Genomic DNA, 19,467 nt, shown 5'->3' with positions numbered 1-19,467 from the left:
AATTATAAGGAGATGAAATTGGAATCGCCATTAGGTTCTGATCTGGCACGCTTAGTGCGCGTCTGGCGCGCTTTGATTGACCATCGCCTGAAACCTCTGGAATTAACGCAGACTCACTGGGTAACGCTGCACAATATTCACCAGCTGCCTCCCGATCAGTCGCAAATTCAACTGGCAAAAGCGATTGGCATTGAACAGCCTTCGCTGGTGCGTACGCTGGACCAACTGGAAGATAAGGGGCTCATTTCCCGCCAGACCTGTGCCAACGACCGCCGGGCTAAGCGGATCAAATTGACAGAAAAAGCGTCACCTATCATCGAAGAGATGGAAACGGTTATTCGCAAAACGCGGGGGGAAATTCTCTCCGGGATCTCTGCTGAAGAACTCGATCTATTAATTAAGATGATTGCCCGGCTGGAGCAAAATATTCATGAGCTACAGTCGCGTGATTAACAGTAAAAAGCCTTGCATTCGCAAGGCTTTTTTATGCCCCTGAGAGGACAAATGAAACCATGTGACCACCGGGCTTAGCGCGGGGAAACGGTTACCTGACGGCCATTGCTTGCCAGCACAACGCGCTGACCTGCGGCGAAACGGGTATTGCCCTGTTTCTGTACCACCATAATGGTGTTGCCGTCGTCTTTACGGATTTCCAGTTCAACACCCTGTGTTTTGTTCAGCGAACCCTGTACCGACTGACCCGCTACGCCACCTGCCACAGCACCGGCTGCCGTCGCCAGAGAACGACCTGTACCGCCGCCAACCGTGTTACCGAGGAAGCCACCCAGGACAGCACCGCCAAGCGCGCCGATGACATTATTCTCATCGCCACCCTGAATCTGTACCGGACGTGTGTTCACAATGGTGCCGTAAGTGACATTTTGCACTTGTTTGGCTTCGGATGCAGAATAAACATCACCAGAAAGCGTATCGTTGTTCACGCAGCCTGCCAAAGTAAAACCAATCAGCGAAACTGCCAGTGCACGTAACATCATTTATGAATCTCCTGTTCACCATGTAACGCTCGTATGAGCATCCGTCATGGTTAAATTATATGGCATTTTAACAAGGCCAGGTCATATCTTCTGCCAAATCCCAGCAAAAAGAGTAATCAAAGGGACTTTAACCGGTTTTAAACGAAGCGATTATAAGCGCTGGTCAGATGAATTTCACTTAGCGAAAAGCGACTGGATTGTTAAAAAGTGTTTGTACGTAATGGCGTTAACCTACACTTTGTGGTGGAGTGTTAACCCTCTGCCACGCATTAAAGGAAGGCGTATGAAATCGGGTCGCTACATTGGATTGATGTCGGGAACCAGTCTGGACGGTATTGATGTCGTACTCGCGGCAATTGACGAAACGATGGTCGCCCAGCAGGCCAGCCTGACATTTCCTATTCCGCTGCCGTTAAAAGAGGCGATCCTCAGCATCTGCCAGGGCCAGCAACTCACGCTTTCGCAACTGGGGAGGCTGGACACCCAACTGGGCAAATTATTTGCCGATGCGGTGCTGGCTCTGATGGACAAAGAACACCTGCGCCCGGAAGACATTGTCGCCATCGGCTGCCACGGGCAGACCGTGTGGCATGAACCTGTCGGCATTGCGCCTCACACCCTGCAAATTGGCGATAACAACCAGATCGCTGCCCGCACTGGCGTGACCGTGGTGGGGGATTTTCGTCGGCGCGATATGGCGCTTGGTGGTCAGGGCGCGCCGTTAGTACCTGCGTTTCATCATGCGCTACTGGCGCATCCGGTCGAACGCCGCATGGTGCTGAATATTGGCGGCATTGCGAATCTTTCATTGCTGATCCCAGGCCAGCCGGTGCGCGGATATGACACCGGGCCAGGTAATATGCTGATGGATGCCTGGATCTGGCGGCAAAAAGGTAAGCCGTACGATAAAGATGCCCAGTGGGCGAGCGAAGGCAAAGTGGTGTTGCCATTGCTGCAAAATATGCTGAGCGATCCCTATTTTTCAACCCCCGCGCCCAAGAGCACAGGCCGTGAATATTTTAATTACGGCTGGCTGGAGCGTCATTTGACAAGCTTCCCGGCACTGAACGGAAGCGATGTGCAGGCGACGCTGGCCGAACTGACGGCCATCACCATTTCGGAGCAGGTACTGCTGAGTGGTGGCTGTGAGCGGTTACTGGTATGCGGTGGCGGTAGTCGCAACCCGCTGGTAATGGCGCGTCTGGCGGGGCTGTTACCGGGGATTGAGGTCGGCACGACCGACGATGCGGGTATCAGCGGCGATGATATGGAAGCACTGGCCTTTGCCTGGCTGGCATGGCGCACGCTGGCAGGGCTACCGGGAAATCTACCTTCGGTCACCGGCGCGTCTGCCCCCTCGGTGCTGGGGGCGATTTTCCCCGCCAACCCGCGCCAGAATCAGAGTTAACTTAATTTCACCTTGCTGGCACACCGTTAGACTGACCATGCTTAGGGAGGGCTGTTTGCCCTCCATGACCAGGACAGTCCCGGGAATACCACATGAAAAAATTGTTGATCGTCTGCCTGCCCGCGCTGCTTGCCGGATGCAGTTATTACCATCAGTTTGTTGAACGGATGCAAACCGATACGCTTGCGTACCAGTGTGATGAAAAGCCGCTTACCGTGAAACGCAATAATTCGCGCCAGCAAGTCAGCTTTGTCTGGGATGACAAGTTACTCAACCTCCAGCAAGGCTTATCCGCATCTGGCGCTCGTTACACTGACGGCGTGTATGTCTTCTGGTCGAAAGGGGATACCGCGACGGTCTATAAACGTGACCGTATCGTGCTGAATAACTGCCAGTTACAAAATCCGCAGCGTTGAGATTTTCACAGGGGGGCGCATAATAGCCCTACCTGATGACTACACTCGCTAACGCCATGTCTGATAACGATCAATTGCAGCAAATCGCGCATCTGCGCCGTGAATACACCAAAGGTGGCCTGCGCCGCGGCGACCTCCCCGCTGAACCGCTGAAACTCTTTGAACACTGGCTGGGCCAGGCTTGCGAAGCAAAACTGGTTGACCCAACGGCCATGGTGGTCGCGACGGTGGATGAGCACGGCCAGCCCTACCAGCGTATTGTGTTGCTCAAGCATTATGATGAAAAAGGCCTTGTGTTCTACACCAATCTTGGCAGCCGTAAGGCGCACCATATCGAACACAATCCGTCCGTCAGTTTGCTCTTCCCGTGGCATATTCTTGAGCGCCAGGTGATGGTCACCGGTAAGGCAGAGCGTCTGTCGACGCTGGAGGTAATGAAATACTTCCACAGCCGCCCGCGCGACAGCCAGATTGGTGCCTGGGTGTCAAAACAGTCCAGCCGCATTTCTGCGCGCGGCATTCTGGAAAGTAAGTTTCTCGAACTGAAGCAAAAATTCCAGCAAGGCGAGATCCCCCTGCCAAGTTTCTGGGGCGGTTACCGTATCAGTATTGAGCAGATGGAGTTCTGGCAGGGGGGCGCAAACCGTCTGCATGATCGTTTTTTATACCAGCGCGAAAATGACGCGTGGAAAATTGACCGTCTTGCCCCGTAATCACTGAAAAATGTTGCGTTAAGCGCTGGCACTCCGTGTGCCGGCGCTTTATTCTATCTGCCCCCCATGAAGTATCCTTTCGCATCTGGCGAAAAGTCGTGTACCGGCATAGGTGCAGTCCGTTTTATACATGGAGAATTTGATGGCTAGCAGTAACTTGATTAAACAATTGCAAGAGCGGGGCCTTGTGGCCCAGGTGACGGATGAGGAAGCGTTAGCAGAGCGACTGGCGCAGGGCCCGATCGCGCTCTATTGCGGCTTCGATCCCACCGCTGACAGCTTGCATTTGGGGCATCTTGTTCCATTGTTATGCCTGAAACGCTTTCAGCAGGCGGGCCATAAGCCGGTCGCGCTGGTGGGTGGCGCAACCGGGTTGATCGGCGACCCGAGTTTTAAAGCCACCGAGCGTAAACTGAATACCGAAGACACCGTGCAGGAGTGGGTGGATAAAATCCGTAAGCAGGTTGCGCCATTCCTTGATTTCGATTGTGGCGATAATTCAGCGATTGCTGCAAACAACTATGACTGGTTCGGCAACATGAATGTGCTGACCTTCCTGCGCGATATCGGTAAGCACTTCTCTGTTAACCAGATGATTAACAAAGAAGCCGTGAAACAGCGTCTGAACCGCGATGATGTCGGCATCTCGTTCACTGAGTTTTCCTACAATCTGCTGCAGGGTTATGACTTTGCCTGCCTGAACGAACTGCACGGCGTGGCGTTGCAGATTGGTGGTTCTGATCAGTGGGGCAACATTACCTCCGGTATCGATTTGACCCGTCGTCTGCACCAGAATCAGGTGTTTGGTCTGACGGTTCCGCTGATCACCAAAGCCGATGGCACTAAATTTGGTAAAACCGAAGGCGGCGCGGTCTGGCTGGATCCGAAGAAAACCAGTCCGTATAAGTTTTACCAGTTCTGGATCAACACCGCAGATGCAGATGTCTACCGTTTCCTGAAATTCTTTACCTTTATGGACATCGCAGAAATTAATGCGCTGGAAGAAGAGGACAAGAACAGCGGTAAAGCGCCGCGCGCGCAGTATGTGCTGGCGGAGCAGGTCACTCGTCTGGTGCATGGCGAAGAGGGGCTGATTGCGGCGAAACGCATTACTGAAAGCCTGTTTAACGGTACGCTGAGCGCGCTGAGCGAGGCTGACTTTGAACAGCTGGCGCAGGATGGCGTGCCGATGGTAGAAATGGAAAAAGGCGCGGATCTGATGCAGGCGCTGGTAGATTCTGAGCTGCAGCCGTCGCGTGGCCAGGCACGTAAAACCATTGCCTCTAATGCGGTGACCATTAACGGTGAAAAACAGTCCGATCCGGAGTATTTCTTTGCCGACAGCGATCGCCTGTTTGGTCGTTACACGCTGTTGCGTCGCGGTAAAAAGAATTACTGCCTGATTTGCTGGAAGTAATCTGTTGCCTTTCCAGGGGAGTGAGAAATCACTCCCTTCTTTTATTGCCCTATCTTGCAAGGCTCTCAACATGAAGAATATCCTCGCCATTCAATCGCATGTGGTTTTCGGACATGCGGGGAACAGTGCTGCCGAATTTCCGATGCGCCGTCTGGGCGCCAATGTCTGGCCATTGAATACCGTGCAGTTTTCTAATCATACGCAATATGGCAAGTGGACCGGCAGCGTGATGCCGCCAGCCCATTTAACGGAGATTGTGCAGGGTATCGCCGCCATCGACCAGCTTCAGCATTGCGATGCCGTGCTGAGCGGATATCTGGGATCGGCGGAGCAGGGCGAGCATATCCTTGGCATTGTGCGACAGGTGAAAGCAGCGAATCCGCAGGCGAAATACTTTTGCGATCCGGTAATGGGCCACCCTGAAAAGGGCTGTATCGTGGCGCCGGGCGTCGCCGAATTTCATGTGCGCCACGCATTACCCGCCAGCGATATTATCGCGCCAAATCTGATTGAACTGGAGATCCTCTGCGAGCATGCGGTGAATACCGTAGCAGAAGCTGTGCAGGCGGCACGCGAGTTAATTGCGCAGGGGCCGCAAATTGTGCTTGTGAAGCATCTCGCCCGTGCCGGGCTGAGCGTGGATAGGTTTGAAATGTTGCTGGTAACGCCGCACGAGGCCTGGCATATTAGCCGGCCGCTGGTGGATTTTGGCGCGCGTCAGCCTGTTGGGGTCGGCGATGTGACCAGCGGGCTACTGTTAGTGAAATTGTTGCAGGGAGCCAGCGTGCGCGAGGCGCTGGAGCATGTCACTGCAGCGGTGTACGAAATAATGAAAACCACCCAGGCGATGCAGGAATATGAACTGCAGGTGGTGGCGGCGCAGGACCGCATTGCGCAGCCGGAGCATCTGTTTAGCGCCACGCAGTTATAAAAATGGCGGGGAGATCCCCGCCATAGCGTAAAACCGCTTTGCATGCCGGGTAACGTTGTGTCACCGGCATGCATATCGGGAACCGGGAGCCTTGCTCAGGCAATCCCTTCTGCTGCCATGGCTGCAGCCACCGCAGGGCGAGCCGCAGCACGCGCCATAAACGCATCAATGTTCACAAGGCCGGTCATATCCAGTTTTACCGCGCGCGCCCAACGCAGGACGGTAAACAGATAGGCATCCGCGATGGTGAAATGTTCACCACTTATCCACGCTGTATTGCCCAACGCCTCGTTGACATACTGCAGTTTCTTCGCCAGCAGCGCACGTACGGTAGGTTTGTACTCTTCCGGTGTATCCGGGCGGAACAGCGGCGTAAAACCTTTATGCAGTTCAGTCGCGATGAAGTTCAGCCACTCCAGCGTCTTGTAACGCGGCAGCGTGCCTGTCGGCGCCAGCAACTGGCTTTGTGGTGCGTTATCAGCAACGTATTGCATGATCGCCACACCCTCGGTGAGCAGCGTATTGTCATCCAGTTGCAGTGCAGGAACCTGGCCTTTGGGATTGATAGCAAAAAAGTCTTCACCGTTTTCCAGGCGTTTTTTCATTAAATCTACGCTGGTCAGGGAGATCTCGTTTCCGGCTTCACGCAGGGTGATATGGGAAGCAAGAGAGCAGGCGCCGGGCTTGTAAAACAGTTTCATTGTTTTTTCCTTATGGCTGAATTCCGGCATAGGTTATTACGCCCAGGCATAAAAAAAAAGCCGATAACGTGCGTTATCGGCTTTCTCTGTCGTCTTCCCCGCAGGTCTTAAGCAGCGGCGGTTTCCGTTGCTTTCGCAGCGCTGTCGTCGCTCTGCGTCATACGGTTAAGTTTCGGTGCCGCCAGAATCATCAGCACTGCGATCACGGCAGTGACGATACCAATCTGGAGGAAGACGCTGCCATAAATATTCAGCGACATCAGCGGATCGGTGACGTTTTCCGGGATTGCCATCTGGTTTGCCACATAACCCGCGATGATGTTCGCTCCTGCAGTGGTCAGGAACCAGCTACCCATAATAAAGCCCATCAGGCGCTGCGGCACCAGTTGTGCCACCATGGCCAGCCCCAGCCCCGAAATCATCAGCTCACCGATACTCTGCAGACCATAACTTGCGATCAGCCAGTTAACGGAAACAATACCGGCCTCAGAGGCGAACTTCGCGCCCAGCGGCAGGATCAGGAACGCACCGGAGCACAGCACCATACCGATGGCGAATTTGTGCGGCATTGGCAGCGTATCGCCCATTTTGTTATAGATAGCGGCGAGAATCGGGCTACCAATAATGATCCAGAACGGGTTCAGCGCCTGATACTGCTCAGGTTCAAACGCAATACCGAACAGCGTGTGCTCTACGTTGCGAATGGCGAAGAAGTTCAGCGAGGTCGGCATCTGGCTATACAGTACGAAGAAGACAATCGCCTGCAGCATCAGAATAAAGGCAACAATCATTTTGCGACGTGCCGCGCCTTTAAGTGCAAACGTCTCTTTTGCAAAAATGCAGATGATGCACAACGCTACGACGCCGAGAACCATACGTGCGATGCCCTGGTTATGCAGCAACCAGGTTGCAATCGCGACCAGGACAACGATCCCGACGATAGTCGCCAGCAGGTAGCCAACACGCACCGGTGCGAAGTCCGGTTTAGAACCGTAGTTTTTAACCCAACGTTTACAGAATGCAAAGTTAACGATGGTAATCAGCAAACCAACAACGCTCAGACCGAAAGCGGTGCTCCAGCCAAAGCGTGCAGCCAGCCACGGTGTCGCCAGCATGGAGAAGAAGGAGCCAACGTTAACAGCCATGTAATACATGGTGAATGCGCCATCGAGACGCGGGTCATTTTTCTCGTAACACGTAGAGAGCAGGGAAGACGGGTTGGCTTTAAACAGGCCATTACCCACGGCGATAGCCGCCATACCCATGTATACGATACCTGCATCATGACCGGACCAGGCAACCAGCGCATAACCCACCGCCAGTACGATTGCGCCCAGCATAATCACGCGTTTGGTACCCAGTACTTTATCGCCCAGCCAGCCGCCGATGGCGACGAGACCGTACACCAGCGCACTGAAAGAGGAGAACAGAGTGATAGAGTCCGCTTCTGACATACCCAGTTGTTTAACCAGGTAAACGGCCATGATCCCTTGCAGGCCGTAGTAACCGAAACGCTCCCAGAGCTCAATGGAGAAAATGAGATAGAACGCTTTCGGTTGTTTAAAAGCGTTTAAACTCACGCTTTCGGTTGGTTTGTTTGCAGTCGACACATATACCTCTTTTTTTACATCCCATATTAACGGGGGTGTTCGGCGCGTAATGACCAGAGTTCATCACGCTTATAGTTATATTGGGAGGGGAAACGGCGGGTAATGTTCACTATCCTGGCCGTTCAGGCAAGCCCTTTGAAATATTCTGTTACATAGATCCGTGTCGTTACATTCCTCGGTGAATTCAATTGTTATTCAGAGTTAAATTTCACCATTGCAATAATCATGGTTTTTTTCACTACTCAAACCCAGTGATTAGGGTTATTAAGGTATATGTTCTGCTGTTTTGCCTATGAAGTAGTGTATTGGGCTGGTTTGTGAAAGATATCTGGTCATATGTCTCGACAAGGGGTGGGTAAAGTTTGTACTGCCGAGGTTGAGAGCTGTATAAAACACACTTTTTTAACAACGCATTAGCAATGTCATCATTCTCACAGGCTAGTAGGATTTTTTTCGTATAAAAAAAGGTTTTAACTTATTAATTACGCATAAGCGGCAGATTATCTGCAGGTGAGGTGTGTTTAGCCGAATCATCGCCCTCAGAAAGAAACTTTCAAAGATGTGAGAATCGTCACGTGCTGAAATTCTAGAAAATCAGTGCGTTCAGCAGGTATTGCCGCAACGGAATGCTTTAAAAGATCAATAAGGAGATAATTTTTGTGGAAAAGCCGCGCATTGTTCATGACATCAGGCGGTCCGGCTGTCAGACTTTCCTGAATCCTTTTTTACGGAGTTAACCGATGAATTTTCACCCCTGGCTCAACGCGTTGCATATTATTGCGGCGATTATCTGGATTGGCGGTATGTTTGTGATGGCAGTGGTCGCTGGCTGGAGTGCGGTGCAGAAAGATCCTTCGCTCACCGACGGGTTGCTGGTGGAGGTGCGGCGCTGGAGCCGAAGAATCACTACGCCCGCAATGTTACTGTTGTGGGCGGCGGGCATCATCATGGTACTGGCGCACGGCCAGTGGCCGCATGGCTGGCTGCTGTTAAAAGCGTTGGTGGTGGTGTTGTTGTCTGGGCTGCATGGTTTTCTCTCCGCCACACTGCGCCGAAGGGTTGCAGGTGAAGCGGCGAAAGGCACCGCTATGGTCGGCAAAGCGACTACGCTTATCATTGTGGCGGTGGGGGTGATTATCCTACTGGCGATCCTGCGCCCCTTCTGAAGCGTGTCAGATATCGACTTTGCTATCGTATTCGCACAGATCTTCGATAATACAGGAACCGCAGCGCGGTTTACGGGCGATGCAGGTGTATCGCCCGTGCAGGATCAGCCAGTGGTGACAGTCAACTTTAAACTCCGCCGGCACGACTTTCAGCAGCTTCTCTTCCACCTGCTCTACATTTTTCCCCGGTGCGAAACGGGTGCGGTTGGCGACGCGAAAAATATGCGTATCGACCGCGATAGTGGGCCAGCCAAAAGCGGTATTCAGCACCACGTTTGCCGTTTTACGCCCGACGCCCGGTAATGCTTCCAGCGCTGCCCGATCTTCCGGCACCTCGCCGCCGTGCTGTTCCAGCAGAATACGGCAGGTCTTGATGACATTTTCCGCTTTGCTATTAAACAGGCCAATGGTTTTGATGTATTGCTTCACACCTTCGACGCCCAACTCGAGCATGGCTTTTGGCGTATTGGCTACCGGGTAAAGCAATGCGGTGGCTTTATTAACACTGACATCAGTCGCCTGAGCCGAAAGCAGAACTGCAATCAGCAGTTCAAACGGCGAGCTAAAATTCAGTTCGGTGGTCGGGTGGGGATTGTTGTCCCGCAAACGGGATAAAATTTCCAGCCGTTTCTCTTTATTCATTATGCCTTCTCTGGGGATGCCTGCGGGCCTTCGCTGGCAAGGGTTGCCGCTTCACGTCGTTTTTTCATACGCTGGTCAATCAGATATTTAACCGCCAGCATCATTCCGAGGCCGATAAACGCACCAGGAGGCAGCATTGCCAGCAGGAAAGGAGAATCCGTATGAAATACTTCAATACGCAGGATTTTCGCCCAGCCGCCCAGCAGACCGTCTGCGCCGTCAAACAGCGTGCCATTGCCGAGGATTTCACGCAGCGAACCCAGCACAAACATTGCGCTGGTGGCTCCCATACCAATAGAAAAACCATCCAGTGCCGACAGCGCCGGACCTTTTTTAGCGGCAAACGCCTCTGCGCGCCCGACAACAATACAGTTGGTTACGATCAGCGGAATAAAGATCCCCAGCGACTGATAAAGGCCAAATGCATAGGCGTTAATCAGCATCTGGACCGCGCTGACCACCGAGGCGATGATCATCACGTAGACAGGAATACGGATTTCATCCGGCGTCCAGCGCCGCAATGTAGAGATAAACAGGTTGGTCAGGGTTAATACCAGCGTGGTCGCCAGCCCCAGACCAAGGGCATTGGTTGCCGTGGAAGTAACCGCCAGCAGTGGGCACATTCCCAAAAGCTGAACCAGCGCGGAGTTATTTTTCCACAACCCCTGGACGATAACCTCTTTCACTTCGCTCATGGCTACTCTCCACACACCGGTAAACGGGATAGCTGCTCGGGCAGCGTCGTGGCATACAGTCCGGTACGTTTGACTGCATTGACCACCGCACGAGGGGTGATAGTCGCACCGGTAAACTGGTCAAAATCGCCCCCATCTTTTTTCACGGCAAAATGACTGTCATTCGCACCGTCAATTTTTTTGCCCGTGAAATGGGTGATCCAGTCAGTCACGCGCAGTTCAATTTTATCGCCGAGGCCCGGAGTTTCGTGATGTTCCGTTACGCGTACGCCGAGCACGGTACCGCTAAAATCCACACCGACCAGCAATTGAATGGCGCCGGAATAGCCGTCTGGTGCGGTGGATTCAACGATCGCCGCCACGGGCTGGTCATCTTTTTTCGCGATCCACACCCGGTGCGGGCCTTTACCCAGCGCCGGATCGCTGACCACGAAACAACTCCGCTGCAGCGCGTTATTATAGCTATCACCCGGGATAACCTGGTCGAAAAGGGCTTTCTGCTGGATTGCCGCCTGTTCGGCAATAGTGGTTTTGGTCAGTTGATCGATAGCCGCCGTCAGCCCGGTGGAGCCCGCAGCGAACAGGGCCAGCGTCACACCATGTTTACGCATTGTCTTTAACATGGCCACTCCTTAACGATGCCCGTACACGCGGGGACGTGTGTAGTAATCAATCAGCGGCACGGTAATGTTCGCCAGCAGGACGGCAAAAGCAACACCGTCCGGGTAGCCGCCAAAACTGCGGATCAGCCATACCAACACGCCTGCCAGCGCGCCGAAAATCAGGCGACCTTTATTGGTGGTCGAGGCGGTGACCGGATCGGTCAAAATAAAGAACGCACCGAGCATGGTGGCGCCAGAAAGCAGATGCAACTGCGGGGCCGCCAGCGATTCCGGGGCAAAGATCCAGCCGAGGGTCGCGCAAATCGCCAGCGTCAGCAGGAAACTGACCGGAATATGCCAGCGGATCGTTTTCTGCCACAGCAGGAACAGACCGCCAGCCAGGTAACCCAGGTTTACCCACTGCCAGCCCACCCCGGCCAGCGCGCCATGATAAATAGCAGACTGCAGAATTTGCTCAACGGAATGACCGGCATGCAGCGATGTTTTAAAGGTATCGAGTGGCGTTGCCTGGCTGACACCGTCAATCCCCATACGCAGGGTGTCCATGGTCGCGCCTGTTGCGCTATGTCCGGTGAAAATCACCTGTAACGCATCAATAAAACCTGGCACCGTACGGGCAATCTCATAAGGCGGCAACCAACTCGTCATCTGTACCGGGAATGAGATCAGCAGCACCACATAGCCAATCATTGCCGGGTTGAAAGGGTTATGGCCCAGACCGCCATACAGTTGCTTGGCAATGATCACCGCAAATACCGTCCCGAGTATGATCATCCACCACGGAGCGAAAGAAGGAATGCTGATCGCCAGCAACAACCCGGTGAGCAGTGCAGCGTTATCGGCGAGGATCGGCCGCACACGTTGCTTACGTAATTTCAGCACCAGCGCTTCGGCGACCAGAGCGCTGGCAATGGCGAGGACGATCTGTACCAGCGTACCCCAGCCAAAAAACCAACACTGTGCGGCAATACCCGGCAATGTAGCCAGCGTGACCAACAACATAATACGCGAGGTCTGGCGCTGGTTATGGGTATAAGGGGAGCTTGCGATTCTGAAAACCATTTAATCCTCGTTTACGGCTTGCTGCGCGGCTTTTTTAGCCTGAACCCTGGCGATGGCAGCGGCGACGGCGGCTTTGCGCGGGTCGTCATTGGCGGCTTCCGGGGCAGGCGATGTGTCTCGCGCCTGCTCCTGTGCTAATTTGCGCGCTTTGGCGCGGACAATGGCAGCCTCGACGGCGGCTTTGCGCGGGTCGACAGGTGTGTCGATGGTGTCCGGCTCAACCGCGTCCGGCCGCGGCGCGGCAGCATCTGCCTGTGCCAGTTTGCGCGCTTTGGCGCGGGCAATGGCAGCCTCGACTGCGGCTTTGCGCGGGTCGACAGGTGTGTCGACGGTGTCCGGCTCAACCGCGTCCGGCTGCGGCGCGGCAGCATCTGCCTGTGCCAGTTTGCGCGCTTTGGCGCGGGCAATGGCAGCCTCGACAGCGGCTTTGCGCGGGTCGACAGGCGCGTCGACGGTGTCCGGCTCAACCGCGTCCGGCTGCGGCGCGGCAGCATCTGCCTGTGCCAGTTTGCGCGCTTTGGCGCGGGCAATGGCAGCCTCGACGGCGGCTTTGCGCGGGTCGACAGGCGCGTCGACGGTGTCCGGCTCAACCGCGTCCGGCTGCGGCGCGGCGGCATCTGTCTGTGTCAGTTTGCGCGCTTTGGCGCGGGCAATGGCAGCCTCAACGGCGGCTTTGCGTGGATCATTGCTGTCGCTGGTCGTGGCTGCGTCGGATTGTGCTGCGTTTTGTGCTTTCTCCGCCTGACGAGCGCGTGCCTGTGCTTTACGTGCTTCGCGGGCAGCAATCACTTCGCTGTTGTCGGGCTGCGCGCCTGCCTGAATGACGACGGACTGCGCGGCACGGGTCTGTTTTTCCCTCACACGGGCAAGCGCGGCATCTATGGCCTGCTGGTCTTTCGCGCCGGGTTGCACCGCCGCTTGTTTATGACGCTCCTGGCGGGCAAGCTTGTCACGCTCGAGTCGCGCCTGGCGGGCTTCAAAGCGTGCTTTAGCTTCGGCAGTCCGTTTTTCTTCCTCTGCGATGGCGTAAATCTCCGCCTTTTCCTGGCGGAAATATTGCACCAGGGGAATATTACTCGGGCATACCCAGGCGCAGGCACCACACTCAATACAGTCGGAAAGATTATGCGCTGTCGCTTTATCGTGCTGCTGGCCTTTGCTGAACCAGTACAACTGCTGGGGTAACAAATCCGCCGGGCAGGCGTCGGCACAGGCGCTACAGCGAATACAGCCTTTCTCTTCCTGCGGCTCTCCCATTTCACTGGCAGAGGGTGCCAGCAGGCAGTTGGTGATCTTTATGACAGGAACATCCAGCCACGGCAGGGTAAAGCCCATCAGCGGGCCGCCCATAATGACTAATTGTTCAGCAGAAGGAGAGAAACCGGCATTGTCGAGCAGGTGGCGTACCGGTGTGCCCAGGCGCGCCCAGACGTTACCGGGCCGGGTCACGGCTTCGCCGGTCAGGGTGACGACACGTTCAGTCAGCGGCTCGCCGTCGATCACTGCACGCTTAACGGCATAAGCGGTACCGACGTTTTGCATCAAAATACCGATGTCGGAAGAGCGTCCGCCGTGCGGCACCTGTTTACCGGTCAGGATCTGCGTTAACTGCTTCGCGCCGCCGGAAGGGTATTTAGTCGGGATCACTTTCAGCTGAATATCATGTGAGCCTGCCAGCACCGCCCGCATCATCGAAATCGCTTGAGGTTTATTATCCTCAATGCCGATCATGACCTGACGCGGCTGAAGAATGTGCGCCAGAATCCGCACCCCCTCCATAATCTGTGCGGCGCAATCCTGCATTAAACGATCGTCGGCGGTAATGTACGGTTCGCACTCCGCGGCGTTGATGATAAGCGTGGTGATCTTGTCACCGCCGCCCTGTAGCTTGTTGCCGGTAGGGAAACCGGCGCCGCCCAGCCCGGCGACGCCAAACTGGTGAATTCGTGTGATCAACTCTTCACGACTGTGCGAGCGGTAATCCTGCCAGCCATCACGGTCGATCCAGCGATCTTCGCCGTCTGCTTCAAGAATGACGCTCATTTCCGGCAGTGCCGAAGGATGGGCGGTTGAGTGCGGAGCAATGGCCACAACCCGGCCCGAGGTCGGCGCATGGACAGGCAGCATACGCCCACGACCACGCGTCAGCGGCTGACCGCGCAATACGTTGTCGCCAACTTTAACGCACAGTTCCCCTTCAGCGCCGATATGTTGTTTCAGCGGAATAACAAAGCGGTGCGCCAGCGGTATCTGCCGCAGCGGCGTGCCGTTGGACTGGGTCTTCATTTCCGGCGGGTGAATGCCACCGTGAAAATCCCACAGTTTCTCTTTTCGGAAAGCGGAAAATAACTTAAGCATGGTGTTCCACAGGAATTATGCGCACAGGAATGGTCTGCAAATCCCATTTCCAGCTTTGGGTGGTCGTTTCCACCGGGCGCAATTCGATACACTGCGTCGGGCATGGATCTACGCAAAGATTACAGCCGGTGCAAAGATCGCTCATTACGGTATGCATGGCGCGCGTCGCGCCAACAATCGCGTCGACCGGGCAGGCCTGGATGCATTTGGTGCAGCCGATGCAATTATCTTCATCAATAATCGCCAGCATGCGTACCGGCTCTTGCGCATCGGCATCGCCGTCAATCGGTTGGGGATCGACATTGAGCAGGGTGGCGATCTTCAGCATTACGGCTTCTCCGCCCGGCGCGCAGCGGTTAATTTTTTCACCCTGAATGCCTACCGCTTCAGCGTAAGGCCGACAGCCGGGGTAGCCGCACTGCCCACACTGGCTTTGCGGTAAAAGTTCATCAATTTTTTCAACAACCGGATCGTCTTCCACCGCAAAACGGCGGGAGGCATAACCGAGAATGAGGCCGAACAGCAACCCGAGCACGCTCAGGGCGGCAACGGCAATCGAAATTGCGCTCATTACAGTTTCACCAGACCACTAAAGCCCATAAAGGCCAGAGACATTAAACCCGCAGTAATTAAAGCAATCGCATTACCGCGAAATGGCGCGGGTACATCGGCAACAGCCAGACGTTCGCGGATCGCGGCGAACAGCACCATCACCAAAGAGAAGCCAACTGCGGCGGCAAAGCCATACAATGCGGATTGCATGAAATTGTGCCCAAGATTGATGTTGAGCAGGGCCACACCCAGCACCGCACAGTTAGTGGTGATCAGCGGCAGGAAGATGCCCAGCAGGCGATACAACGCCGGACTGGTCTTGCGCACCACCATTTCCGTGAACTGCACCACTACCGCGATAATCAGAATAAATGCCAGCGTGCGCAGGTAGACCAAATCCAGCGGGATCAGTACCCAGGTATCGATGAGCCAGGCGCAGATAGAGGCCAGCGTCATCACAAACGTGGTCGCCAGTCCCATACCCATTGCGCTTTCCAGTTTTTTGGAAACGCCCATAAACGGACACAAGCCAAGAAACTTCACCAGGACGAAGTTATTGACCAGTACCGTTCCGATAAATAGCAGCAGATAGTCTGTCATTATGTGGCCTGAAATAAAAAAAGCCGCCTATTATCGGCCAAACAGCACCGGGCGACAACAGGATAACTGTAAGGTTATTACGGGTTAATAAAGGTCTTCTGAACGCGGGTCGAGCGCTTGAAGTAGGGCACCATTACGGCAGCGGCAAGCAGCGGAAACAGCAACTGGCGCAGGGCCAGTTCATCGGAAACCGGTGAAAAAGCGAACGCTTTGACTGCAAGCAAAACGGAGATCAACAACCAGATAATATAATGCTTTGGCACGCTGCGACGGCGTTTAAAAAAGGCTATGGCCAGCCAAAGGGTGTAAAACCAGATAGCGATAGCAAACGCGAATGAGGCGAACCACAGCAGTTGCGTACTTAGCGGCTGTGCGCCGAGTAGCGTGAAAGTTTGCGGCGTGAGCAGTGCCGTGGCATACATCAATAATGCCAGTGTGGAACTGAAGAGCACGACCAACAGCCAGGCCAGAGGCGCAAGTAACCAGCCTCCAATGCGTTCTGCGGATGTTGTTGTCATGCTTTTTCCTCACTGAAGGCGTTACAGCTACTGGTCATTTTGCCGGTCGCTGAGTATAAAGCATTACACGCTGATTGCCAGTAGCGTTACTGCACGTAATGCCATACCGACTTTGGAACGCACCCAATGTCAAATAAGCGGCCGCCGGAGACCAGCTCAGCACGACGATGATCTGCAGCGCGGTACATGTTAATGATCTCGTCGTTATCGCTCAGCGTGTAGTTGAGGTGATCAAATAATTTTTCCAGACTTTCAAGCGAACTGATTTTGCGAAATTTTAATAAATAGTCCTGGACGGTCATATTGAGGGTTATCCATATATTGAAAGAGGCAGGATTATGCGCATGTGTAATTCGTTCGAATAATAAACATTCTTAACAGCACGTAAATAGCTGCTTAACGCCCTGCCATTAAATTAAGAGTTTTCTTTGCGAATAAAACCAGACGCCAGAACAGCGCCCCGGTAAAAGATTAACGATCTTCCCCACGACTGGCAATAAACATCTGCACGCCCCGTTTTACGCAGCGGCGACATTAAGCCGATTATTTTTTCTGCGCAATGGCTGTTTGTTCTGGCGGCTGGTAATTATCGATATGACTGGCAAAAACCAACAGAATAGTCGATACCCCGAGCACTACCCAGCCCATTAATTCAATGATCCGATTGACGATTGCGGCCATACTTCTACTACTCCCTGATGTTAGCCCACGCATGTTACTGATGCCGCCCGCTCGCGGCAAGGCATTGATGGAGGATTTAAGCAGATTCCGAAGCGCTAAACCAGGGCGAAACGGCATCTCTTTATACACTTAACCTGGCCACGTGCGAACGGGTTGTCCTGGCCTGCCAGATAGTGTGAAATAGCCTGACAAAAGAGGAGAGGCGCACTATGAGTGATAATATCCGTGTCGGATTAATTGGTTATGGCTATGCCAGTAAAACATTTCACGCGCCGTTGATTGCCGGAACCGCTGGAATGGAGCTGGCGGCGGTTTCCAGCAGTGATGAAGCCAAAGTGAAAGCAGACTGGCCGGCGGTGCCGGTCGTTTCAGAACCAAAACACCTGTTCAACGATCCGCAAATCGATTTAATTGTCATTCCCACCCCCAACGACACACACTTCCCGCTGGCAAAAGCCGCGCTGGAAGCCGGAAAGCACGTGGTGGTAGACAAACCCTTTACCGTGACACTGTCACAGGCGCGTGAACTGGATGCGCTGGCGCGCAGCCTTGGCCGCGTATTATCGGTGTTTCACAATCGCCGCTGGGACAGCGACTTTTTGACAGTTAAAGCTTTACTGGCCGACGGTGCGTTAGGAGAAGTGGCCTACTTTGAATCGCATTTCGACCGTTTTCGCCCGCAGGTGCGTAACCGCTGGCGCGAACAGGGCGGGCCGGGTAGCGGCATCTGGTATGATTTGGCGCCGCATTTGCTCGATCAGGCAGTAAATCTGTTTGGTTTACCGGTTTCAATGACGGTCGATCTGGCACAGTTGCGCCCGGGTGCCCAGGCGACGGACTATTTCCATGCTGTGCTGGCTTATCCACAGCGTCGCGTGGTCTTGCACGGTACCATGCTGGCGGCGGCAGAATCTGCGCGCTATATCGTGCATGGCACGCGTGGAAGCTATGTGAAATATGGTCTGGATCCACAGGAGGAGTGCCTGAAAAATGGTGCGCGCCTGCCGCAGGCCGACTGGGGCTATGATATGCGTGACGGGGTATTAACCCGAATTGATGGCGAAGAACGTAAAGAAGAGAACTGGCTGACGCTGCCGGGCAATTATCCGGCTTATTATGCCGCCATCCGCGATGCGCTGAACGGCGTCGGTGATAATCCGGTTCCGGCCAGTCAGGCTATTCAGATTATGGAATTGATCGAGCTGGGTATTGAATCGGCTAAACACCGCGCTACGCTGAATCTGACCTGAAAACAGACCGCTCACGCCGCAACGTGAGCGGTTTTTCTCAGGCGTTTGCGACCTTATCCCGCAGCGCCTGTTTTTCTGCAGCGCTCAGGAAGGCCATCTCCAGACCGTTAACCTGCGCCTGGCGGATCTGCTCGCGGCTTAATCCCGCTGCCGGAGCAGCGACCTGATATTCATGACCAATCTCCACGCCCTGAACGGCGGGATCGTCTGTATTGATGCTGGCCAGAATGCCATGCTCAAGGAACGTTTTCAGCGGATGACGCGCCAGTGACGGGACGGTGCTGGTTTGGATGTTCGATGTCAGACAGGATTCAATGCCAATTCGCTGGCTGGCGAGGAAGTCCATCAGCGCGGCATCTTCAACGGCTTTCACCCCATGCCCGATGCGCACGGCACCCAGCTCGCGGATCGCCTGCCAGATGCTCTCCGGCCCGGCCGCTTCACCTGCATGGACAGTGATATGCCAGCCGGCATCGCGGGCGCGATTAAAGTGCGACAGGAAGAGACTTCCGGGGAAACCCAGCTCATCACCCGCCAGATCCAGCGCAGTGATGCCGTCGCGATGAGCCAGCAGGGCTTCCAGCTCCTGCAAGCAGGCAGCTTCGCCAAAAGTACGACTCATGATGCCAATCAGGCGTACCTCAACTCCAAAATCGCGGCTGCCTTCGCGCACGCCAGCAATCACCGCCTCTACTACACCTGCCACCGGCAGGTTATGGGTCATTGCCATATAACCCGGAGAAAAACGCAGCTCGACATAATGCAAACCGTTTTGCGCTGCATCCTGCATATTCTCATACGCGACGCGGCGGCAGGCCTCCAGCGAGCCCAGAACTTTCACACCCCAGTCAAGTTTGGCAAGGAAACTCACCAAATCCGGTTCGTTAGAGGTGACCTGGACATGCGGCCGCAGGGTGTCGAGAGTCTCAGCTGGCAGAGATAAGTTGAACTGGCGGCCAAGATCCAGAATTGTTTGGGCACGGATGTTGCCGTCGAGATGACGATGAATATCAGTTAGTGGCAGGTTAGGATCAATCATGGTCGCACTCTTATTTTTGAAATGTGCACGTTATTATACATCAGCAGCCAGGGTGATTACATATATTGCTGCCTCACGTCTGTTTTTCAG

Annotated in this window: 22 protein-coding genes; 8 read left to right on the top strand and 14 right to left on the bottom strand. The window is 54.4% G+C overall.

The genetic code is table 11. The annotated features are described in order from the left end of the window. The first annotated feature begins 12 nt into the window (after window positions 1–12). Entirely contained in the window at window positions 13–453 is a 441-nt protein-coding gene (slyA, locus tag ACUY4S_RS13315; protein WP_312686028.1) for a transcriptional regulator SlyA, read from the top strand. A 74-nt stretch (window positions 454–527) separates the two neighbouring features. On the opposite strand, the gene slyB is transcribed toward slyA, so the two are convergent. Beyond that, the gene (gene slyB / locus ACUY4S_RS13310; protein WP_312686030.1) at window positions 528–995 is read right to left on the bottom strand and encodes an outer membrane lipoprotein SlyB; all 468 of its coding nucleotides are present in this window, start codon (window positions 993–995) and stop codon (window positions 528–530) included. 283 nt (window positions 996–1,278) lie between these two features. Between slyB and anmK the strand changes: the two genes are divergently transcribed. From anmK to pdxY, 5 genes are all read left to right on the top strand, one after another. Beyond that, window positions 1,279–2,403, top strand: a complete 1,125-nt coding sequence (anmK, locus tag ACUY4S_RS13305) for an anhydro-N-acetylmuramic acid kinase (protein WP_312686032.1) — start codon at window positions 1,279–1,281, stop codon at window positions 2,401–2,403. Window positions 2,404–2,495: 92 nt separating this feature from the next. Continuing rightward, window positions 2,496–2,819, top strand: a complete 324-nt coding sequence (gene mliC / locus ACUY4S_RS13300) for a C-type lysozyme inhibitor (protein WP_312686035.1) — start codon at window positions 2,496–2,498, stop codon at window positions 2,817–2,819. Between the two features lie 56 nt (window positions 2,820–2,875). Beyond that, on the top strand, window positions 2,876–3,532 hold the full coding sequence (gene pdxH / locus ACUY4S_RS13295) for a pyridoxamine 5'-phosphate oxidase (protein ID WP_312686800.1): 657 nt from the start codon (window positions 2,876–2,878) through the stop codon (window positions 3,530–3,532). A 142-nt stretch (window positions 3,533–3,674) separates the two neighbouring features. After that, window positions 3,675–4,949 carry a tyrosine--tRNA ligase gene (gene tyrS / locus ACUY4S_RS13290; protein WP_312686037.1) on the top strand — a complete coding sequence of 425 codons (1,275 nt, stop codon included), beginning with the start codon at window positions 3,675–3,677 and terminating at the stop codon, window positions 4,947–4,949. A 70-nt stretch (window positions 4,950–5,019) separates the two neighbouring features. Beyond that, window positions 5,020–5,880: a pyridoxal kinase PdxY gene (gene pdxY, locus ACUY4S_RS13285; RefSeq protein ID WP_312686040.1), complete on the top strand. Its 861-nt coding sequence runs from the start codon at window positions 5,020–5,022 to the stop codon at window positions 5,878–5,880. Between the two features lie 95 nt (window positions 5,881–5,975). On the opposite strand, the gene gstA is transcribed toward pdxY, so the two are convergent. Both gstA and dtpA read right to left on the bottom strand, forming a co-directional pair. Continuing rightward, window positions 5,976–6,581, bottom strand: a complete 606-nt coding sequence (gene gstA, locus ACUY4S_RS13280) for a glutathione transferase GstA (RefSeq protein ID WP_458023329.1) — start codon at window positions 6,579–6,581, stop codon at window positions 5,976–5,978. 107 nt (window positions 6,582–6,688) lie between these two features. Next, a complete protein-coding gene (gene dtpA, locus ACUY4S_RS13275) occupies window positions 6,689–8,191 on the bottom strand; it encodes a dipeptide/tripeptide permease DtpA (RefSeq protein WP_312686044.1) in 1,503 nt (500 codons plus the stop codon). A gap of 740 nt (window positions 8,192–8,931) precedes the next feature. Here dtpA and ACUY4S_RS13270 point away from each other — a divergent pair. Further along, a complete protein-coding gene (locus ACUY4S_RS13270; protein WP_312686046.1) occupies window positions 8,932–9,357 on the top strand; it encodes a CopD family protein in 426 nt (141 codons plus the stop codon). A 6-nt stretch (window positions 9,358–9,363) separates the two neighbouring features. Here ACUY4S_RS13270 and nth read toward each other — a convergent pair whose 3' ends face one another. The 10 genes from nth to blr all read right to left on the bottom strand — a co-directional run bounded on the left by nth (window position 9,364) and on the right by blr (window position 17,088). Beyond that, the gene (nth, locus tag ACUY4S_RS13265; protein ID WP_312686048.1) at window positions 9,364–9,999 is read right to left on the bottom strand and encodes an endonuclease III; all 636 of its coding nucleotides are present in this window, start codon (window positions 9,997–9,999) and stop codon (window positions 9,364–9,366) included. After that, window positions 9,999–10,694, bottom strand: coding sequence for an electron transport complex subunit E (locus ACUY4S_RS13260; RefSeq protein ID WP_312686050.1), 696 nt, complete (start codon window positions 10,692–10,694; stop codon window positions 9,999–10,001). The genes nth and ACUY4S_RS13260 overlap by 1 nt, the downstream gene beginning before the upstream one ends. A gap of 2 nt (window positions 10,695–10,696) precedes the next feature. Continuing rightward, on the bottom strand, window positions 10,697–11,317 hold the full coding sequence (rsxG, locus tag ACUY4S_RS13255) for an electron transport complex subunit RsxG (RefSeq protein WP_312686053.1): 621 nt from the start codon (window positions 11,315–11,317) through the stop codon (window positions 10,697–10,699). Window positions 11,318–11,326: 9 nt separating this feature from the next. Beyond that, window positions 11,327–12,379 carry an electron transport complex subunit RsxD gene (rsxD, locus tag ACUY4S_RS13250; protein ID WP_312686054.1) on the bottom strand — a complete coding sequence of 351 codons (1,053 nt, stop codon included), beginning with the start codon at window positions 12,377–12,379 and terminating at the stop codon, window positions 11,327–11,329. Continuing rightward, window positions 12,380–14,737, bottom strand: coding sequence for an electron transport complex subunit RsxC (rsxC, locus tag ACUY4S_RS13245; protein WP_458024220.1), 2,358 nt, complete (start codon window positions 14,735–14,737; stop codon window positions 12,380–12,382). Next, entirely contained in the window at window positions 14,730–15,308 is a 579-nt protein-coding gene (gene rsxB / locus ACUY4S_RS13240; protein WP_312686058.1) for an electron transport complex subunit RsxB, read from the bottom strand. Before rsxB ends, rsxC begins: the two co-directional genes overlap by 8 nt. Next, on the bottom strand, window positions 15,308–15,889 hold the full coding sequence (gene rsxA / locus ACUY4S_RS13235) for an electron transport complex subunit RsxA (RefSeq protein WP_017456621.1): 582 nt from the start codon (window positions 15,887–15,889) through the stop codon (window positions 15,308–15,310). The genes rsxB and rsxA overlap by 1 nt, the downstream gene beginning before the upstream one ends. A 77-nt stretch (window positions 15,890–15,966) precedes the next feature. Beyond that, window positions 15,967–16,407: a DUF2569 domain-containing protein gene (locus ACUY4S_RS13230; RefSeq protein ID WP_312686064.1), complete on the bottom strand. Its 441-nt coding sequence runs from the start codon at window positions 16,405–16,407 to the stop codon at window positions 15,967–15,969. 86 nt (window positions 16,408–16,493) lie between these two features. After that, window positions 16,494–16,709 carry a transcription modulator YdgT gene (ydgT, locus tag ACUY4S_RS13225; RefSeq protein WP_312686065.1) on the bottom strand — a complete coding sequence of 72 codons (216 nt, stop codon included), beginning with the start codon at window positions 16,707–16,709 and terminating at the stop codon, window positions 16,494–16,496. 241 nt (window positions 16,710–16,950) lie between these two features. Next, a complete protein-coding gene (blr, locus tag ACUY4S_RS13220; RefSeq protein WP_312686067.1) occupies window positions 16,951–17,088 on the bottom strand; it encodes a division septum protein Blr in 138 nt (45 codons plus the stop codon). A 209-nt stretch (window positions 17,089–17,297) separates the two neighbouring features. Between blr and ACUY4S_RS13215 the strand changes: the two genes are divergently transcribed. Next, the gene (locus ACUY4S_RS13215; RefSeq protein WP_458022416.1) at window positions 17,298–18,338 is read left to right on the top strand and encodes an oxidoreductase; all 1,041 of its coding nucleotides are present in this window, start codon (window positions 17,298–17,300) and stop codon (window positions 18,336–18,338) included. A gap of 37 nt (window positions 18,339–18,375) precedes the next feature. On the opposite strand, the gene add is transcribed toward ACUY4S_RS13215, so the two are convergent. Next, complete coding sequence (gene add, locus ACUY4S_RS13210) at window positions 18,376–19,377, bottom strand: adenosine deaminase (RefSeq protein WP_458022415.1); 1,002 nt, start codon at window positions 19,375–19,377, stop codon at window positions 18,376–18,378. Between the last annotated feature and the right edge of the window lie 90 nt (window positions 19,378–19,467).

The organism is Kosakonia beeri, from assembly GCF_054165705.1.
This window is presented reverse-complemented; position numbering and strand designations above follow the sequence as displayed.

What these genes read in the sequence shown, in the direction of transcription:
- slyB (WP_312686030.1), bottom strand. Translation starts at nt 995, where the DNA reads ATGATGTTACGTGCACTGGCAGTTTCGCTGATTGGTTTTACTTTGGCA.
- pdxH (WP_312686800.1), top strand. Translation starts at nt 2,876, where the DNA reads ATGTCTGATAACGATCAATTGCAGCAAATCGCGCATCTGCGCCGTGAA.
- pdxY (WP_312686040.1), top strand. Translation starts at nt 5,020, where the DNA reads ATGAAGAATATCCTCGCCATTCAATCGCATGTGGTTTTCGGACATGCG.
- rsxA (WP_017456621.1), bottom strand. Translation starts at nt 15,889, where the DNA reads ATGACAGACTATCTGCTGCTATTTATCGGAACGGTACTGGTCAATAAC.
- blr (WP_312686067.1), bottom strand. Translation starts at nt 17,088, where the DNA reads ATGGCCGCAATCGTCAATCGGATCATTGAATTAATGGGCTGGGTAGTG.
- tyrS (WP_312686037.1), top strand. Translation starts at nt 3,675, where the DNA reads ATGGCTAGCAGTAACTTGATTAAACAATTGCAAGAGCGGGGCCTTGTG.
- slyA (WP_312686028.1), top strand. Translation starts at nt 13, where the DNA reads ATGAAATTGGAATCGCCATTAGGTTCTGATCTGGCACGCTTAGTGCGC.
- rsxB (WP_312686058.1), bottom strand. Translation starts at nt 15,308, where the DNA reads ATGAGCGCAATTTCGATTGCCGTTGCCGCCCTGAGCGTGCTCGGGTTG.
- rsxC (WP_458024220.1), bottom strand. Translation starts at nt 14,737, where the DNA reads ATGCTTAAGTTATTTTCCGCTTTCCGAAAAGAGAAACTGTGGGATTTT.
- ydgT (WP_312686065.1), bottom strand. Translation starts at nt 16,709, where the DNA reads ATGACCGTCCAGGACTATTTATTAAAATTTCGCAAAATCAGTTCGCTT.
- ACUY4S_RS13215 (WP_458022416.1), top strand. Translation starts at nt 17,298, where the DNA reads ATGAGTGATAATATCCGTGTCGGATTAATTGGTTATGGCTATGCCAGT.
- ACUY4S_RS13270 (WP_312686046.1), top strand. Translation starts at nt 8,932, where the DNA reads ATGAATTTTCACCCCTGGCTCAACGCGTTGCATATTATTGCGGCGATT.
- rsxG (WP_312686053.1), bottom strand. Translation starts at nt 11,317, where the DNA reads ATGTTAAAGACAATGCGTAAACATGGTGTGACGCTGGCCCTGTTCGCT.
- ACUY4S_RS13230 (WP_312686064.1), bottom strand. Translation starts at nt 16,407, where the DNA reads ATGACAACAACATCCGCAGAACGCATTGGAGGCTGGTTACTTGCGCCT.
- add (WP_458022415.1), bottom strand. Translation starts at nt 19,377, where the DNA reads ATGATTGATCCTAACCTGCCACTAACTGATATTCATCGTCATCTCGAC.
- nth (WP_312686048.1), bottom strand. Translation starts at nt 9,999, where the DNA reads ATGAATAAAGAGAAACGGCTGGAAATTTTATCCCGTTTGCGGGACAAC.
- mliC (WP_312686035.1), top strand. Translation starts at nt 2,496, where the DNA reads ATGAAAAAATTGTTGATCGTCTGCCTGCCCGCGCTGCTTGCCGGATGC.
- anmK (WP_312686032.1), top strand. Translation starts at nt 1,279, where the DNA reads ATGAAATCGGGTCGCTACATTGGATTGATGTCGGGAACCAGTCTGGAC.
- gstA (WP_458023329.1), bottom strand. Translation starts at nt 6,581, where the DNA reads ATGAAACTGTTTTACAAGCCCGGCGCCTGCTCTCTTGCTTCCCATATC.
- rsxD (WP_312686054.1), bottom strand. Translation starts at nt 12,379, where the DNA reads ATGGTTTTCAGAATCGCAAGCTCCCCTTATACCCATAACCAGCGCCAG.
- ACUY4S_RS13260 (WP_312686050.1), bottom strand. Translation starts at nt 10,694, where the DNA reads ATGAGCGAAGTGAAAGAGGTTATCGTCCAGGGGTTGTGGAAAAATAAC.